At 40.2% G+C, this 18,478-nt stretch carries 6 protein-coding genes; all 6 read right to left on the reverse strand.

All coding sequences use genetic code 11. The annotated features are described in order from the left end of the window. On the reverse strand, positions 1–5,767 hold a 5,767-nt coding region (locus RWM06_RS00975), incomplete at its 3' end, for a DUF1542 domain-containing protein (protein WP_313969780.1). A gap of 438 nt (positions 5,768–6,205) precedes the next feature. Beyond that, entirely contained in the window at positions 6,206–7,117 is a 912-nt protein-coding gene (locus tag RWM06_RS00980) for an Rpn family recombination-promoting nuclease/putative transposase (protein WP_313969781.1), read from the reverse strand. A 100-nt stretch (positions 7,118–7,217) separates the two neighbouring features. Then, complete coding sequence (locus RWM06_RS00985; protein ID WP_313969782.1) at positions 7,218–8,906, reverse strand: alpha-L-fucosidase; 1,689 nt, start codon at positions 8,904–8,906, stop codon at positions 7,218–7,220. 1 nt (position 8,907) lies between these two features. Beyond that, positions 8,908–12,696 (reverse strand): sugar-binding domain-containing protein, encoded by a 3,789-nt coding sequence (locus tag RWM06_RS00990; RefSeq protein WP_313969783.1) that lies wholly within the window; start codon positions 12,694–12,696, stop codon positions 8,908–8,910. Positions 12,697–12,920: 224 nt separating this feature from the next. Beyond that, positions 12,921–17,336: a ZmpA/ZmpB/ZmpC family metallo-endopeptidase gene (locus RWM06_RS00995; RefSeq protein WP_313969784.1), complete on the reverse strand. Its 4,416-nt coding sequence runs from the start codon at positions 17,334–17,336 to the stop codon at positions 12,921–12,923. A 201-nt stretch (positions 17,337–17,537) separates the two neighbouring features. Then, complete coding sequence (locus RWM06_RS01000) at positions 17,538–18,422, reverse strand: SPFH domain-containing protein (RefSeq protein ID WP_049491234.1); 885 nt, start codon at positions 18,420–18,422, stop codon at positions 17,538–17,540. Positions 18,423–18,478 lie beyond the last annotated feature (56 nt).

Here is an 18,478-nt window from a genome sequence, read left to right on the forward strand (position 1 = left end):
TAACAGCTTCTTTTTCTGCATCTGTCAATTGTTCTGGATTTGCTACTACAGTCTTATCAGCTGGTGTGTTCACATCGTTTCCTGCATTTGGTTTAGCTGCATCTGCTGCTGATTTCGTTAAGTCCGCTACTGGAATTACCGCTGTCTTACCATCTGGTGTTGTGACTGTTGCGTTTCCTTTGTCATCTACAAATACAGTTGATCCTGGGTTAACTGATTCTACAGCTTTCTTAACAGCTTCTTTTTCTGCATCTGTCAATTGTTCTGGATTTGCTACTACAGTCTTGTCTGCTGGTTTAACTACGTCATTTCCTGCATTTGGTTTAGCTACATCTGCTGCTGACTTCGTTAAGTCTGTCGCTGGAATTACCGCAGTTTTACCTTCTGGTGTTGTTACTGTTGCATTTCCTTTGTCGTCTACTACTACAGTTGCACCTGGATTTACTGCTTTAACTTTATCTTCGATTGCTTTCTTCTCAGCGTCAGTTAATTGTTCTGGGTTCGCTACTACTGTCTTATCTGCTGGTTTAACGATGTCGTTTCCTGCATTTGGCTTAGCTGCATCTTCTGCACTCTTAGTTAAGTTTGTCGCTGGAATTACCGCTGTCTTACCGTTTTCTAATGTTACTGTTGCGTTTCCTTTGTCATCTACTGCTACAGTTGCACCTGGGTTTACGGCTTTGACTTTATCTTCGATTGCTTTTTTCTCAGCATCAGTTAATTGTTCTGGGTTCGCTACTACTGTCTTATCTGCTGGTTTAACGATGTCATCTCCTGCATTTGGCTTAGCTGCATCTTCCGCACTCTTAGTTAAGTCTGCTGCTGGAATTAACGCTGTCTTACCGTCTGGTGTTGTTACTAATGTGTTTCCTTTATCGTCTACTACTACAGTCGCACCTGGGTTTACGGCTTTGACCTTATCTTCGATTGCTTTCTTCTCAGCGTCAGTTAATTGTTCTGGGTTCGCTACTACAGTTTTATCCGCTGGTTTAACTACATCATTTCCTGCTTTTGGTTCTGCTAAGTAAGCTTCTGATTTGAATAAATCAGCTTCTGGAATTGTTGCTGAAGTTCCATCTTTTAGAGTCACTGTTGCATTTCCATTTTCATCAAAAACAACAGATTTAGCTTCTGGATTTAATTCTTTTAGTTTTTCTTCTACTTTAGCTCTATCGTCTGGATTTGTTGGGTTTCCAACTAATTTATCCGCTGGTTTAACGATTTTACTGTTTCCTGCACTTGGGTTAGCAGTGTCTTCTTTAGTTCTTACTAAATCAGTTGCCGGAATCGCTGCAGTTTTACCTTCTGGTGTAGATACTGAAACTGTTCCATTTTCATCGATTGTTACGATAGCATCTGGATTCACTGCCTCAACCTCAGCTACAATCTTAGCTTTTTCTTCATCTGTTAACTTAGATGGATCTTTTACGATAACTTTATCAAGTGGCTTGTTAATATCGTTTCCACCTTTACCGTTATCTAATTGATCCTCAGTTTTCACTAATTTTGTTGGGTCGATAATTCCTTTATCGCCAGCTTCTGTTGTTACTTCGATTTTTCCATTGTCATCATATTTAACTTCTTTAGCTGTTGGGTTAACTTTCTTAACTTCTTCTAAAATTTTAGCTTTTTCTTCAGCTGTTAATGCGCTTGGATCTTTAACTAGCACTTTATCAATCGGTCTGTTAATTTCTCCAATTGCTTTAATTGCCGCTTTATCTGCTTCTTTAATCACATCAACATCTGTTTTGCTAGTTACTGCATCGATTCCTTCTTTTGCTTTTTCAGCAATTTTATCGACTTTAGCTTTCAATACTTCTTTAGCTTCTGGAGTTAAGTCTTGACGTGCATCAATAGCTTGTTTTTTAGCATTTGCTTCATCTTCAATAGCTTTACGAGCGTTTGGTTTATCTTCTACAACAGGAAGTTTATCGATTGTTCCTTTAGCTCCATCCTTACCTACAGCCTCATCTTTCTTAGCTTCAACTGCTGCATCTGTTCCAGCTTTATCAATTTCTTCTTTAGCTTTTTCAGCTGCTGCTTTTGCTGCATCTTCTGCTACTTTTTTCTCTTCATCAGTAGCATCTGGAGTATTAGCAATATCTTCTAATTGTTTAGCTAATTTATCATCAATTGCTTTCTTAGCTGCTGGTTTAGTTACTGCTGTTGGATTTACTGCAGTTACTTCATCTACACCTGTTTTCTTAGCCGCGTCTACTACTGTTTGTGCTGTTTGTGCTGCTTCTAGTGTATCTGCTACATCTGGTTGTTTAGCGATTTCTGCTAATTGTGCATCTGCTAGTTTCTTAGCTTCTGCTTTTGCTTTTGCTTTTTCTTCTACTGTTAAGTCCGTACGTTTGTCGATTTCAGCATTTTTATCTTCTAACGCTTTCGCAATTGCTTGTTTAGCTGGTTCTTTTGCTACTGGAGTTACATTTGCAACTGCTGTCGCACCAGCTGTTTTAGCTTGATCTACATCTGCATCTGTTGTTGCTTTATCAATAGCATCTTTAGCTGCGTCTGCTTTTGCTTTCGCTGCATTTTTCAGTGCTGTTTTTTGCTCTAGTGTTAAATCATCACGAGCGTCAATTGCGTTGTTTTTAGCTGTTAATGCATCATCAATCGCTTTTTTAGCTTCTGGTTTCGCTTTAGCCGCTGGATTTACAGACTTAACATCTGCTACACCTTTTGTCCCTGCCGCATCTACTGCTTCTTGAGCCGTTGTCGCCGCAGCTGGTGTATCAGCCGCATCAGGTTGTGCGTTAATTTTCGCTAATTCAGCGTCTGCTTTATCTTGTGCTTCTTTCTTAGCCGCCGCTTTCTCTTCAGTTGTTAGGTCTGTACGTTCTTCAATTTCTTGAAGTTTTCCTTTTTGACCATCTTTTCCATTTAAAGCATCTGCGATTGCTTGTTTAGCTGCTTCTTTCGCTACTGGTGTAACGTTGTTGATTGCTGTAGTTCCGTCACCTTTAGCTGTTGTAAGAGCATCTGCTGTTGTTGCTGCATCTACTGCTTTTGTTGCATCTTCTGCTGCTTTATTAACTTTAGCGACTGCCGCATCTTTTTCTGCTTGAGATAAGTTATTGTTATTAGTAATATCATTTACTTTATTTTGACGAGCTGTTTCGATATCTGCCTTAGCTGCATCTTTAGCTAATGGATTTACAGATTTAACATCTGCTACACCCTTAGTTCCCGCTACGTCTACTGCTTGTTGAGCTGTTGTTGCCGCAGCTGGTGTATCTGCTACATCTGGTTGTTTAGCGATTTCTGCTAATTGTGCATCTGCTAACTTCTTAGCTTCTGCTTTCGCTGCTGTTTTTTCTGCTTGGCTTAAGTCTTGACGATTATCGATTTCAGTATTTTTTGCTGTTAATTCATCATTAATTGCTTTTTTCGCTGCTGCTTTCGCTATTGGTGTAACGTTATTAATTGCTGTAGTTCCATTATTTTGAACTTGATTTAATGCATCTTTTGTTGTTACATTAGCGTCATTAATTGCTGTCAATGCTTTTTCTTTATCAGCATTTACTTTTGCAATTGCTGCTGCTTTCGCCTCATCCGTAGTATTTGGAGTAGCATTAATTGCTGCAATTTTCTCAGATGCTGCTGTATTTACTGCATCAATAGCAGGCTGTTTATCTAGTGTTACTACCTCTGTAAGAGTTAGCTTATCTGTTGAACCATCTTTATAAGTTACTACAATCTTATCGCCTTCTTTAGTTACAGATTGGATATATTGTGAAGCATTTTCTACTAATGATCCATCTTTTTCTTTTAATCTTTCATCATCACTAGTTTTGTATTGAATTTTAATATTGTTTTTAATTTTTTCAAAATCAGCATCTGATAAATTGTTAACGTCTGATACTGCTACTTTATTAGCTTCTTCTGTTTGTCCTTGAATATCATATTTTTGAGTTTGTTCACGAACTACTAGTTTGAAAGCCCCTTCTTGATCCAAATTCTTATTAGCGTCTGGATTAGAAAATAGTGCTCCATCTAAATCTTCTGCAACTAGATATCTTGTCATTAGTGGACCTACAAATTTTGGTTTCCTCGGAACATCCACAGTACCTGTAATTCTTGTGATAGCTGGATGAGCCGTTGTTGCAACAATACCATTTTCATTCGTTTCAGAAGTCATTGTTAGACCATATTCATTTCTAACTTGACCTTTTTCTGCCCCAGAAGCTCCCATAATAGCTGAACCTTGTACAATACGAAGATCTTTAATTTTACCAGAATCATCTGTTACACCAAATTCAATATTCGTCTCTTCACCTTTATATACATAAATTTCTTTTGCAGTTGGATTAGAGAATGGGATTATTCCTGCTGGTTTTACGTTTAAAACTTTACTTTTTTCGATTGTATCTACAGAACCATCTTTATATGTTACAACAAGCTTGCTAGGTTCAGTTGTTGATACTGCAACAGTATCAATTAATGAAGTAGGATTAGCAACAGTCGCTCCACCTACGAATCGCGCATCATTACTCTTTTTAGAATATTCTAATTTTAATCTAGATTTAATTGATGCTAACTCTGTTGGTGTAATATTATCAATATCATTAACTGTAATACGTCTTTCCTCAGTTAAATCTTTAATATCGTACTTATATGTTTGAGATTTAACAACTAATTTGAAAAATCCAGGTTGATTTGAACCGTTAGAAGATGCGCTGACACTTCCACCTGCTGCATCTGTAACTACTAAATATCTATCTCCCAAAACCGAATTTTGATCTTCACGTCTGTTAGTAGGAGTAAGACCTAAAAATCTCTCATTAGTTTTACCAGTAATATTCATCGTTACTGGACCAGCTGTTTCAGTTAAAGTTTGAGTATAACTCCAACCAAATCCATCAATTTGAACAGTGCTATCTTTAGTTGCTTCATCAAGAGGTCTGTTACCTCCGCCTCTAACTTTTACAGAACTAATATTTCCTGCAGTTGAATTCACAGTAATATCAATATTTGTATCTTCTTGGTTATAAAGATAAATTTCTTTTTTAGCATCATCAGAAAACTCCATAGTGTAACTAATGTTTCCTACTTTGTTTGTTGTTGCTTCATGCGTTGCTGCAGTTGCTTCTGTTCTAAACGCATTGTTTTCATCTAATACTTTACCGTTACGAGGGTCGTTAGAACCTGTGTTTTCGATTGAGTTTGATTCAGATTTTTTCTCTGTGTTTTCTGCTTTTTTACCTACAGTTTCTTTTCCGTTAGTAGTGTCTACTGCTGGAGTTTCTTTTGGTTTGCTTTTTAACCCTGAACTAACAAACATCACTAGTTTCTGATAAGCCTTTGTCAATTCATCTTGAGTCGTTGCAGAAGCGAGCGTAGACTCAGCAGAAGCCAATTCACCTGTCAAAAGAGCAAGACTCTCCTCAGTTTTATTGGCATACTTACCTGCAGAAAGTTTTGATTTAACTTCTGAAATGTAGTTTTCTAGTTTAGTTTTATCCAAAGCTGGAGTTACTGCTGCTTCTGGTTTAGCAGTAGACTCTTCTACACTTGGTTGTACTGCTGGTGTACTTTCTGCTGAAGTTGGTTTATTGTCAGGTGCTGGCGCTGGAGCTTCTACAGATGGTGTATCTTGTTTGCTTAGCTCGTTAGCTGACACAGCTCCATTACCTAAGAACATGAAAAGAGCAGCGACTGCTACACTAGCCGCTCCAAAGCTATATTTACGAATCGAGTAACGCGTGACCTTTTCACGACGTAGACGCTCAGCGCGACTCATAGACGATTTATTTTCCATTAATTTGGATCTCCTTTTTGAAATATATTTTGGATTTTCACATAAAAGTAGCCGTTTCTTAAAGCAACGGCTAGTTATTATAGTTAATGTGAATCCTTGCATTGACTATTTTACTTTATTTTTAATATATATGCAACTAATTTGATTTGAAATTTTCGCAAAAAAAAAAAAGCCTTTTGGGAAAGTAAGCAATTTTCTGAAAATTGCTTTTTGCATTTTTTACACTTTTTTTAAATAAATATATGCAATGTTATCCAATCAATTATATAAAAATAGTTGATGTCATTCGGAAAGATAGCGTATACATTTTTTGGTTTTAGTAAAATAAATAAGTTTGATATATAAAAATAGATATTCTCCCACACAAAAAAGAAATTATTCGGAAAAATTATTAAAACAAAACATGCTACCTAGTTCGATAACATGTCCATTTCTATTTTATAGCAACTCCTCAAACTCAGTTACTGACATACCTAATTGCTCACTAGCAACCTCAGCTGTTAAAAGATGTTGGCGAACGAGATTTAGTAAACCTACTTTCAATCCTTCTTCGATACCCTCTGCACGACCACGTTCTAAACCTTGTTCAATACCTTCGGCTCTAGCAGTTTCCAAGGCATAGTCATGAGCCAATAATGCTTGTTCTTCGCGCCTGCGTTGCTCACTAAACATCTTCCTATCCTCCTCGGACCAGCTCTTATAGTCCAACAGTTGGTCTGCTTGACTGATGACTCGCTCGGGTTCTTGGGTAAAGGGTTTGTTCCCAAAAAACTCCAACCACGGCTTACGAACCTCGTCTTTGCTGGTTTCTCTGTATTTTTTTAATTCCAAGAATGCCATCTTGACTAGATGGTTTTCTTGTCCATTATTTGTGATGGTTAAGGCTTCACCTGTCGTGTCCTCTCGCATACTAAAGCTATGAAAAGCCAGGTCATCTGAGAAGTAGTTGCTATTCACGATTGCGATAGCGTATACTGGTGCAATATGTTTATAACTCTGATGAGTATTACCCTCTTGCTGACGGATTTTTTCTAGGTTTTGATTGACCTGACTACATAGATAAGCCCACAGACGATTGATGAAAAAATTCTGATGATGCACCTGAATCTCAATGATAACTTGCGTTCCATTATCTAACTCCGCTAAAACATCTATACTGGTATAGAAATCCTGCGCTGAGTAAGGCACGGAAGGCAAGACATGAATATTGCTCCCCTCCAAAATGGTCACATTTTTTGCTGGCAAGTCCAACATATCGCGAATAAATTGACAAGTGATTTCTGGATTACTAAATATTTTTTTAGCTACCAAATCATTGGTCGGGCTGATGCCTGGATGACGTAATGTCATACTTTCTCTCCTTTCATTATAGCACATTTTTAAATCTAGGTTTACTAGATTCTCTGGCTCTATCTATTTATTCGGAAAGGAAATGGATTGTGAAGATGTTTTATCTCGTTTCAACTAAAATATGAGCTTGATCAACCAGTTGTCCATCCACAGTCAGATTCAGATATAAATCCAAGGTCTTATCAGCAGCAAAATACAGGGTTGGTAGCTGCAAATCTTTTTTGCATTCCCCAGCTTGGAATTGAAGGACTTGAATCTCGTCCTGATAGGCGACACCATGGACACCTGTCCCCGGTTGAATCGAAATCTTAGCCTCCAAAGGAGTATTACTTTCGCTACGTTCAATCCTAAAATGAAGAGTCTCTCCCTTTGTCACAGCTAGACTTTTGTATGCAAATGCTAGACCCTGAACAACTTCTTGTTTTGATAAGCTAGGAGTTTTATAGAGGGCAATCTTGGTCAATACAGGCATAGATTGTGCCTCTGTAATGATCACGCGCACCTTCTGTCCCTCTACTAGCGAACCTCGCAAGAGGCGCTTATAACCAACTGTAAAGCCTGTGCCAAATTCTTGCCAGACGCCATCCATCTCTACTTGCACATGAAAAGCAGCGATTCGTTGTCCTAGCTTCAAATCTTCTCTTAACTCAATAACATCAAAAGCTTTAGGAGATCCTAGGTCGAGTTCTAACTGGATGGGCAAGTCTGCATCGCTTGCCCAAGAGCTAGTTTCAAGGCCATCTGTCAGATGACGACAAACAAAGTCTGCGGAAAGAGCTGGACCAAATACCTCAGCTCCCAGAGCCAAATCTTCTTTATAGAGCTCATTGCGATAGGCCGAAAATTCATAAAGTCGTTCAATATCCTTTGCATCAAATAGCCCATCTTGATTCGGCGGAATATTAAGTAGGAGCGGGGTTCCTCTCCCCACTGAGTGAAAATAGATTTCGACCAACTCCTCAAGTGACTTAGGATCCTGCTCTTCATGGTAAAACCAACCCGGCCGGATGGAAACATCTGCCTCACCGATTGAAAAAATCGTGCCCGAGGGATCTCCGTGCTGAAGATAATCCAGCTCTGCTTCTGTTCCTAGTTTATCAGGATTCACCTTTTGCCACAGGGGATCACCTGCATACCCTCGTTCATTGCCAATCCAGCGGATACTGGTGCCTTCTGTTGAAAAAATCAAGCAATCGCCCTGCAGTTCACGAATGGTTTCAAACCATTTTTCAAATTCATAATTGACCTTTTGAGCGCCCTCTCCTCTGGCACCATCCATCCAGACCTCAGCAAATTTTCCCGCATTACCATAGGCAGGATTTGATAAGATTTCCTTCAGTTGAGCCAGATAATAGGCATTATAGTCCGCTTCTCGATCCACATGATAGAGGGGGCTGTGGGCGTCCCAGGGTGATAGGTAGACCCCCATATCCATATCAAACTCAGTAGCAGCTTGGGATACTTGAAGGAGTAAATCACCCTCTCCATTCCTCCAAGGACTAGCCTTAACCGAATAATCTGTATGAGCCGTCGGATAGAGGACAAAGCCATCGTGGTGCTTGACCACCAAAATCAACTTTTTAAAGCCCGTTTCTTTAAGCACCCGAACCCACTCACGCGCATCTAACCTTGTCGGGTTAAAGCGTTCAGGATCCTCCTGACCTGTCCCCCATTCCTGATCATAAAAGGTATTGGGCCCAAAATGGATAAAGGCTGCTAGTTCATCCTCTAAATACGCTAGCTGGGCCTGACTAGGCAAGGGGCCATGCGGTTTTATTTCTCTTACCATGCTATTTCCTATCTACATTTTTCTTCACTTTTTTGGCATGTACTTGCAATTCTGTTAACGCTAGAGGGCTTGCCAAGCCTTCAAATCGAAGACGAAGGGCATAAGTCTCCACCTTGTCAAATTCAAAACGAAGCTCCTCATCCTTGTCGCTTGACACTTTTCGGATGCCTGATACAGGTTGCCAATTCTCCTCTTGCTTGAGCAGAGAATCCTTATCCAAATGATTTGGAGTCCGAGGCAAGCTAGGCTCATTCCCCACATAATAATCAATAAAGGTCGGCTCAACCGCTACGTAGTCTTGATTTTCAACATAATACAAGGTCACATTATCCACAAATCGAGGTTTTAAAATCCCTGCATCTCCAAAAAGAATACCCACGCTGGCTTGCTCTGACTTGGTAATCCAAGTATTGGCTGTTGATTTTTTCCGAGCAATGACCTTGTCATTGAGGTAAGAGGCTGGGTGATTCGTTTCTGAGTGGGAAGCAAAGACCAGAGGCAGGTTGGATCCTGTCCACTGATTGGAAATAACTTCCCCATCTACACTGGCATCTGTCACATGAATGGTGACTGTTGCTGGTAACTCACAGCCCGCTACTTGTCCTGTAAGCACACATTCTCCTACCTGAGAATAGACTTGAGGTTCGAGTGCATCCCAAGTCACCTTGGCCGTATCTCGTCTGTTATCTGATAAGACTAGCTTGACTCGGTCTGGTAAGTGTGGGGCTTCCTTGACAAGCGTCCAAACCCTTTCAGGCTCAATAACGCAAATCCCTTGGACACAAACCTGAGCAGAAGCCTTTAAATCCAATCCTTCTAGCTGGCCAGATACCGTAAATTCATGAAAGCTTTCCAAAGCTTCTTTAGGAATTTCCTCCCACACAACCTTGACTCGTTTTGCACCGCCTGACTCATAGTCTACCAAGACTGAAGATGGCAACTGTGGATAAGTTCCCTTAGCTGTATACAAGCGAAGTGGTCGTACAGAAACTGCTTGCCCTAGTGAGGTATTTTCTGCCACCTGCAAATGAGTTTGATAGGTCTTCCCTTGATAAATAGCACTGATAACCAAGTCGCCTGCAGACAAGCAATGAAGCACTCCCTGCTTAATAATGGCGTGGGCACTACCACTCGTCTCCCAAATCACTTCACTATTCCCCACCTTGTTCACAGGGTTATCCACAGTTTGTGGATAAAGTCCAATGGCTGGGGAATCCCCTTCTTGTAATCCTGCCTGCTTGTCCATTCGAATCTCAAATAAGCGCTTATTTTTTACTGGCTGGCAAGCCAAAGCCTCTCCCACTAAGAGATCAAAACTTGCTGGCTCTAGCCCTCTGGCACTAGCCTTTACTCTCACTTGACCTACCTGCTCCAAGCTCTGAACCAAAAGGACACCTCTGCCACGAAAGGATTTCCGCTTAAACCGACCATTTTTCTGAGCCTGATAACGTTCACGACTGGCCTGCCTTCCATTATCCACACCCACAATGCGAGCAGGGCCCTCAATTTCAAAATGAAGCTGATTGGAAGCCGTCGGCACCCAATTTCCATCCTTGTCCAATACATCAAAATAGAGATAGAGGAGGTCTTGTCCATCTGCTTTAAGTTGTGTTTTTTCGGCATGTAACCCGATTTTGGCTGGCTTACCTGCAGTCACCACCCTATCTTCTGCTACAATCTGATCTTGACGGTCATAGGCTACAGCATGCAATTCTCCCGGCTGATAAGCCAAACGCCATTCGAGATAGAGTTGGTCAGAACATTCTCCCTCTTGATATTTTCGACCGTCTGAAGTCCATTTTTCCTGAAAAGTCTTCCTGCCTTGAGATTTTGCATTGAGAAATAGCTCTACTGAACCAGCATTTGAATATACTCGAACTGGGATATCGCCATACTTATCCACAACTTGTTGATAACTCTTGTGGATTTCCCAATTCCAATGGGGTAGGATATGAACCATGGGATGCTGATCTAGGTCCAACCACTGACTTTGATAGAGATAATAGTCATTTTTAGGAATCCCTGCTGTGTCCACAATCCCAAAATAGGAACTCTTTACAGGCGTGTCATTTTGATTGTGCCAAGGAGTTGGCTCACCGATATAGTCTACTCCTGTCCAGATAAATTGACCTGCATAGTCTAGCCGATTTCTATCTGCTATCCAAGAAGCCGTCGCCGTCTTCCCCCAAGGAACCCGATCATTGCCATAGTCTGACTGTTCAAAATTCCGCACGCGGCGATTATCCCCAACCCATTCCTTAGCTGGGCGAAAATAGCTATCACGCGTTCTTGTAGCCGATGAGGTTTCAGATCCGTAAAGTCGCCACTTGGGATGTCTTTTGCGAATCCCATCAATATTGTCTTCTGAGTAATTCAAACCCACTACATCCAGCAAATCAGCAATCTTTTCATGACCTCCAGAACCATCTCCAAAGCGGAACTGGTCCATTCCCATGGTCACAAAACGGCTATCATCAACCTCCTTAACCCTTTCTAGCAAGCGTTTAATAGTTTTCAATGAATGGGCATCGCCATTTGCTTCGCTGACTTCATTTCCCAAGGACCACATAAAAATCGCTGGATTGTTCTTGCCACGCTCAATCATGGTCCGCAAATCATAATCTGACCAGAAATCGCCTGCTTTCGCTTCTGGATGAGTCGCTTCTTCCTCAAAAAAGCGACCATAGTCATATTCTTTCTTACCTCCATACCAGGTATCAAAGGCTTCTTCTTGGATAAATAACCCCATTTTGGCAGCCACATCTAGCAAGATACTACTAGCTGGATTATGGGTTATCCGAATCGCATTGACGCCCATTTCCTTCATCTGGCGCAAGCGTCTCTCAGCAGCTGACCTGTTTTCCACAGCTCCCAGCGCTCCATAGTCATGGTGCAGACAAACTCCATGAATCTTCAACCAGCGACCATTTAGAAAGAAACCCTTATCCGCTTGCCAATCCATATAACGGTAACCAAAAGTCTCCTCTTCTTCATCAACCAAAATGCCATTTTTATAAAGACGAGTCTTCAATTGGTAAAGGTGAGGATGATCAATATCCCAAAGCAAGGGTTGAAAAATTGATATGGCTTGTTGGAAATGATGTTTGTCCCCAGCTTCAATCACTAGAGAGTCTGTTGCCTGCCAGTCTGAAACCTGTTGTCCATCATACCAGATACCCTGTTCCAAATACACCGACACGGACTGAGGCCCATCATTTGAAATCTTGCTTTCAAGCTGGGTTTCAACCCATCCATCTCTTTGTTCCTTGAGCTTGGGACTTTCTATCTTAATCCCATATAAATCCAGATGCACCGAATCTGTAATCAATAATTTTACTTCTCGGTAAATACCGCTACCAGAGTACCAACGACTGCTAGGTTGCTGATTTTCCACAAAAACCGCAAGCTGGTTGGCTGTCCCATCGTTTCTTAGATAAGGAGAGATATCATAAGAAAAGGGTGTATAGCCATTGGGATAATAGCCCAGCACTTGCCCGTTAATATAGACTTGGGCATTCATGTAAACCCCGTCAAAGAGCAAACGCACCGATACAAGACTGGCATCTTCTTCCAAGTAAAACTGCGTCCGGTACCAAGCCTGACCCCCGTTTAACTGACCACCCTCATTTTGCGCTGGCGAGTATTGGTCAAAATCATTGTAAATACTCCAGTCATGTGGCACTTGAATAGCCTGCCAATTTTCCCTCTGAAAATCCGGTGCCAAGGCATCTTCTTTCCCAACTTCCTGGCTAAAAAACCAGTGATTTCGTAAAACTTCTTCTCTTCTCATACAAACAGTCCTCTTTAAACGAATCGATATACCTGACTATAGCACAAAACAAAAGCGCTTTCAAGACTTCCTCCGTCACTCCCTAAATCCTCAGAAAAGATTCTATAATTTGTGGAAAAGTCTGAAAATCATTCCATATTCAGGCAAACTAATAAAGTCTAACCTTACAAGAGCGCAAAAAACACCTCTCTGAATGTTCATTCCAGAGAGATGTCCCTTTTGTCTTAACTATTGTAAATCGACTGTCTAAAGTCATCTGAATCTTTGAGATAAGCTTTATAAATCGCTTGTTTCAGTTTTTGAACTGGAGTTTCGATAAATTTAAACTTTTTAGCCGTTGTGTTTCCTGCTTTTATTTGAGCAAATTCTTCTTTAACAGCTTTATTCATAAGCTCTTGTAATTTTTCTTTACTATCAATCACTTCTTCTTTTCCGTTGTAATTTATAGTAATTGGTTTTAACTTACCTAATTTCTCAACACGCTCAGTTATTTGCTCTTTTTTGAAAGTTGCGTAAGATTTTCCTAAAATGTTATCGAAAATATATTTATCAGATAGCGGTTTTCCTTCTTCTTCAGCTTGGTTTTTATATTGATTTGACACATAAGGAACAAATCCTTCATAATAGCCCAAAGCGGCCATCAGTTCAAATGCTTGTTTTCTAAAGGTGATGTCTCCACTCATACCAGAGTCATTTTGACTAACACCATAAATGGTATCAAACATATCAACAGTATAGTAACCATTTGCTGCAATTTTACCTTTACCTGAAAAACCAGCAATGATATAACGATTGACCATGATATGATTGTCAATCAAACTATCAATATCTGTCAATTTTTTGGCATCTTCTAAAGTCAGAGCTTGAATCTCCTCACTCTTATGAATTGGTTTAACTGCTGGATTACGATAATCTACCCAAGTTCTAGGACCTGTTGAAGTGATTGGCGTTATTTTTTTGAAATAACTCATCTTGTCTTCTGCAGATAAGTTTCTACTTGCCTCTGCTTCTAGGTAATCTAGAGTATAAAGAACATCAAAACTTCCCTTCATATAAGATTTCAAATCTTCTGCCGTTTTAAATCGATCAGGTGTTTTATTGTAAAATCCATTCTTATCACTCTCATCATATACAAAGTTGAGATTGAAATAAGTATCCTTTTCTGGATTATAGGAGTTTTCAAAAATACCACGCGCATAAAACTCTGCTCCTGTACCATCTCGACGACCATGATTATTAAACAAGACCGTTCTATCTAGTAAGTGCGTCATTTCATGAGAATAAGTAGCTGAACCTCTATCATCCAGAACCCTATCTATAAAGTAACGGACACCTAATCCATTGGCCTCAGCTCCCACCTTACTTACTGGAGAATAGTAATTCATAGGAGTCATAAATTGGTCGACCCCCTTATCAGCTCCATTACCAGCAGCTGATGACCAAGTGCTATCAATTTGGGCATTCGGATTACTTGTATATTTCTTCATCGTATCAATAATCAAGCGATTTGTCAGTAACTTATCACGATTTTCTGGTTTTGTTATACGATAAAGAGTATCAACATAGTTGGCTTGCTGTACAGCTGCTTTCTCAATTAAAGACTTGACTCTAGCAAGCTCAGCCTGATACTTAGTTGGATTAGACTGGGCAAGAGAAGTATCTATATAGGAACCAATATTACCATAGGTAATCGTCGCCATATTACTAATCACATAAACACTTGGTTCTTTCACATTCAAAAGACCCAAAATAGCAGCCATATTAGCCTCTTGTTTACGAGGATCCTTTTCCCCAGCTGTCAACTTGCTATACAACCCGACATGCGCTGAAGAATTTTCCTTAGATGGTTTTTCAACAATCATAGCTTGGCTAGATTTTTTAAGCCAAGTATCCGCATCATCTGACGTAAAGAGTTGGCGATTGCTGTCTAAAAATTCCTTCAAACTAGCCTTACCGGTGATAGTAGATAAATATTTTGTAAATGTTTGAGGACTATTGGTCAACTTCATTTCTTCATAAGACATGGATCCTAATTTCTTCAAACTATCTAAGGCTGTCATTGTCTTATTACCAAATGAACTTGGATTAAAGGCCAGAATATCACGAATATTCGTGTCCCCAAATTGAATATTATAAAAACGATTAATATAAGACAGTCCCAACAAGATCTGCTCTTTGTATTGCTCAAGCTCTTGTTTGACCTTGCTGCGATTTTCAGGAGTATCTCCTATAATTCCTAATGTATGCGAGGCAATCTTTTTGAAACTTGACTCAGCTTGCGTCTTCGTCTGATCAAAGCTTTCTTGAATTGACAGTTTTTGAAGATACTCTGTACGCAACATATCTTTGACTTCTTGGTCAGTGATATTTGGGTGTGTTTTTCTGAGCGCAATTTTCTTTGTTATAATATCTCGAGGATCATAGGTAGGCTCTAACTGTGCTTTTAATTTACTGTCATGTAAGAAGTCTACTGATCTCGCGCTTGTGGTCAGAGCAGACACATCCACAGCATCTTCTCTCTCACTATTAGCCGGAAGTAAGTGTGGTTTATCCTCCTGACTACCAACTAAAATAACTCTCGGTTTCATTGGTTTTGTTATTTGACTCACTTCTTGAGGATTAACCAATTCACCAGTTTGTTCATTGATAGCGTATGTTCTGGTAAGTGTATTCTCACCAGCTTCTCCTTCAGATGCTACCTTTTCTATATTTTTAGCAAGTGAAGAATCCTCTCTTCGCTCCTCAGTAACAGCAATCAGTTGTATTACTTTTTCCACATTACCAACTTGAATCACTTTATCGACTGCTGAATTTACTTGTTTAGTAGTATCAGATACCGTCACCTGACCTGTTGCCTTGTCTAGTTGATAAGTCGTCCTAGTTTCCACCGAACCATCATGCCCTGCAACCGCTACTTCCTGTCGTCTGAACTCCAAAGCAGGATTCACTTGGTAAATCGTTTTATGAGATAGGACAGTAGTTTCAACACTCGGTTTAGTTCCAACTTCTACAACTTGATCAACTTTGTTAGCTACTATTTTGACAGTTTTATTCTCAGAAATATTTCCACTTGCTTGATCTTTAGTATAGGTAGTAGTAACTTGTTCTTGTCCCTCAACACCCGGAATTTTTACTCTTGTAACGCCGTGGTCTAGTTCCTCATTCTTTTCATAAACGGTTTCATAAGGAACAGCTTTGGTCTCCACTTTGGTCTGAGGAAGTTGAGTGTCTTCTTTATACTCTGGGAGAGCCTCCTGTATCTCAGGCTCACCGGAAACGCCTCCTTCATAAGATGGAAGAGACGGTTCTACTAAGGACTCACCAGAAACGCCGCCCTCATAAGAATGAAGAGACGTTTCCACCAATGAATCACCAGAGACGCCACCTTCATAAGAAGGAAGCACTGGTTCTACCAAGGACTCACCGGAAACACCGCTCTTATAAGAAGGAAGCATTGGTTCTACCAAAGGATCTCCGGAAACACCACCTTCATAAGAGGGGAGTGTTGGCTCTACCAAGGATTCACCGGAGACACCGCCCTCATAAGAGGGGAGTGTTGGTTGGACTTCCGGGGCTATGCTTATTCCATTTTCTTGAGATTCCTTCTCTTTTGTCCCGACCAGAATCACCTGAGTAACTGGTTCACGAAGCACTTCTCTCCCTACTTCATTTCGCGTAACCACACCATCAATAATCCTTACTTCTGTTAAGATTCGTTCTTGTCCCTTGGTTCCCTCTCTAGAGATTCTTTTTTCTCCCTTAGCCAGAGTTGGGTCAGACTGAAATTGAGGTTCAAGCTCTATCTCCCCTACCCTAACTTCCAGTTCTGGCTTGTCTTCAATAACAGTTTTCATTCCTTCATCTGGTACTTTTTTAGACTCAATACTCATACTTTTTTCAGGAGTTGGATTTAAAACGGGCTCAACTGCGTAGGATGGTTGAGGAGATTGTACAAGATCTTCAGTCGTTCTAAAATGAGATGCAGACTGTGGTACAATCTTCTTAGATTGAGGTTCTGAACTGTCCTCCTTTTGAGATAATGCTGGCGACTCTACCTTATCAGCAGAAAGTTCCTTGTTACCACTATCTCTTACCAAATAATATCCCGTAAATTCATATCCTTGGACTCTTTCAGGGCTTGGTAGAAACTGACCTTCTACTCTCTTAACAAGGACTGGTTGCAATTCTACCAGATTTTCGATAGCAGAGATGGATGCTCCCCAGCCACCAACAGCAAAAACTGTCACAAGGAAGTAAGACGCTCCCTTTTTTCTCTTGATTAAAGTGAAGGAAAGCAATAATAATCCTGCTCCCAGGATAAACATCTCATCATTAGAAAAAAGACCTGTTTCTGGTAATCTTGTAGCCAATTTTCGATAGACAAAATAGTATTCTTTTCCCTCTTTTACCTCAATCTTATTTTCCTCAAACCATTGCAACTCAGATTTCAGCTTTTCAGGTAAATCCTGCTCATCCAAATAATGACTTGAAATTAGTTTTGAACTCGTTTCTGTAGCCTGTACAGGTTGAGCACCCATACCAGCAAAAAATAAACTCGTTCCTAGCAAGACTGAACAAGCTCCTATTGTATATTTCCTCAAAGAAAAACGCTGTTTTCTCTCAAATTGATATTCTTTCATTCCATTCCCATCATTCCTTGTTAATGTATAGTTAGTATAACAGAAATAATTTGTATTCACAAATCTTTCTAGTTATTCCCTTATCATTCCAAGTTAAGGGAGACAACATACAATAATTTTTATTTAAATGTATATCAATGTTCTTTGTTTTTCTTAACAAAAGCAATACAAAAAGAGCCTGTTGCCAAGCTCTTTAGTCTATTATTTCTTCTCAGCGCGAAGGGCTGACAAGATTTGTGTACGGATATCATCCACACCATTTGGCGTATTTGGTAAAAAGATAGTTTGATTTCCTTTAGAGGCAAAGGTATTCAAGGTATCCAAATACTGGTTGGTCAAGAGAATGGACATGATTTGCTCTTCTGTCATGCCAACATTGGCTTCCTTGAGTTCTGTGATAGACTCTGCCAATCCATCCACAATCGCCTTACGTTGTTGGGCAATCCCCACACCATGAAGGCGATCTTTTTCTGCTTCGGCTTCAGCTGCAGTGACGATTTTAATCTTGTCAGCTTCAGCCAATTCTTGCGCTGCGACCCGCTTACGTTGCGCCGCATTGATTTCATTCATGGATTGCTTAACTTCTGCATCTGGTTCGACCTTGGTAATCAAGGTTTTCACGATAATGTAGCCGTAAGTAGTCATTTCTTCCGCCACTTGGTGTTGAACTTCAAGGGCAATCTCATCTTTTTTCTCAAACAATTCATCCAAGGTTAATTTGGGAACAGAAGAGCGAAGAGCATCTTCGATATAAGATTTAATCTGAGATTCTGGACGCATGAGTTTATAGTAGGCATCTGTCACGCTCTGCTCATTGACACGGTACTGAGTCGCCACATTCATCATAACGAACACATTGTCCTTGGTCTTAGTCTCAACCACAATATCACTTTGCAACAAGCGCAACTGAATGCGTGCTGCAATCGAGTCAATCCCAAAAGGCAAGCGAATATGAATACCGCTATTGGCAACCTTTTGGTATTTCCCAAAGCGTTCAATAATCGCCACAGACTGCTGACGAACCACATAAATTGTACTCAGTGTGACTATCAGCAATAGGAGCACACAAACCACCACAAAAATCATCAAAAATGTTGTTATCATAGCGACGACCTCCATCATTATTTTTTCCTGTATTATAG

It is taken from the genome of uncultured Streptococcus sp. (genome assembly GCF_963516575.1).
GTDB lineage: Bacteria > Bacillota > Bacilli > Lactobacillales > Streptococcaceae > Streptococcus.